The following is a 1,298-nucleotide window of genomic DNA, read 5'->3' on the forward strand; positions in this document are numbered from 1 at the left end:
AATTATCACCGAAGCTTGGAGAATTTAAAAAGGAAGCTCACAATAAAGTAATGCAAGAACTAGCTAATAAATTAGGTGTAAATTATTTAGAAGTATATGGAGGGAGTGTAGTAGAGCAGGGCTTAGTAAGCAAAGCCGGGATTACAACATCGCAAGCGAGTAGCTCATATCGAATAGAACCAAATTATGCTGAGAAGTTTAATTTAAGCTTTGCAAACGGTAATGAATATAACCAATTTTTAAATTATTATAATCAAAACTTTCCGGGGTTTATATTAAGTACAAGTACATATAATCAATATAACGCCAGGGGTAATAACTATAGTTCAATAATAGTTGATCCCAATAAGCTAATAAACCAAGTTGCTGCTACATTAGCTAATACAACACATGTAGAAAGAGTAACACAACAAACAAGCCAAGAACGAGCTGTTTAAATTAAGGTTGGAGAGTTATATTCTTATAAGAGACCATTGAATTAACCGTGTAAAAAGCCATATTGATATAAGAAGAATTACCCTGTTTAAACAAGGAAGGACAGTATGGCAGAAAAAATAAACAAAGACTTAAGTCTAAAAGAAATGGCGAAAGCGTTGGTAAAGGAGTATAAGACGCAAGCAAGAGGCGATATTTGGGGAGGGAGGAGCTTTGAAGCAGTTATTAGGCAGGACGTTAGAGGCCTGCTTGGAAGGAGAGATCACCGATCATTTAGGATATGAAAGATATAGCCGAGAAGGAGAAGAAGGAAATAGCCGCAACGGGTATGGAAGTAAGAAGCTAATAACTGAGCAAGGTGAGATAGAGATTGAAGTAGCAAGAGATAGAGAAAGTAGTTTTGATCCACAGATAGTAAGCAAAAGGCAAAGTAGGATTAATGGAATTGATGATAAGATAATAGCCTTATATGCCAGAGGATTAAGTACTAAAGATATACAAGGACAGTTACAAGAGTTATATGGAATTGAGATATCACCATCACTGATATCTAATATAACCTCTTCAGTCATGGAGAATGTAAGAGCTTGGCAAAATAGGTCATTGGAAAGGGTATATCCCATAATATACGTGTATAGTAGTTAAGATAAGGGAAGATCATCAAACAATAAACAAGGCAGTATACTTAGCTTTAGGGGTTAACAGTAGTGGCCATAAAGAGTTGTTAGGATTATGGATTAGCCAAAATGAAGGAGCAAAATTTTGGTTATCAGTATTAACTGAGTTAAAGAACCGAGGGGTAGAAGAAATATTTATAGCTTGTGTTGACGGTTTGACCGGATTCTAGAGAAGCTATATCTACA

Annotated in this window: 3 protein-coding genes; all 3 read left to right on the plus strand. The window is 35.5% G+C overall.

Annotated features, from left to right (window positions below):
• The coding region (locus NF27_RS12370; protein WP_039456130.1) for a hypothetical protein at positions 1 to 437 on the plus strand (437 nt) is incomplete at its 5' end.
• Between the two features lie 211 nt (positions 438 to 648).
• On the plus strand, positions 649 to 1,080 hold the full coding sequence (locus tag NF27_RS11120) for a transposase (RefSeq protein WP_161791797.1): 432 nt from the start codon (positions 649 to 651) through the stop codon (positions 1,078 to 1,080).
• A gap of 22 nt (positions 1,081 to 1,102) precedes the next feature.
• Positions 1,103 to 1,282 carry a transposase gene (locus NF27_RS13140; RefSeq protein ID WP_275574608.1) on the plus strand — a complete coding sequence of 60 codons (180 nt, stop codon included), beginning with the start codon at positions 1,103 to 1,105 and terminating at the stop codon, positions 1,280 to 1,282.
• Positions 1,283 to 1,298: the final 16 nt, after the last annotated feature.

Origin of the sequence: Candidatus Jidaibacter acanthamoeba, from assembly GCF_000815465.1 — a bacterium.
GTDB classification, from domain to species: domain Bacteria; phylum Pseudomonadota; class Alphaproteobacteria; order Rickettsiales; family Midichloriaceae; genus Jidaibacter; species Jidaibacter acanthamoebae.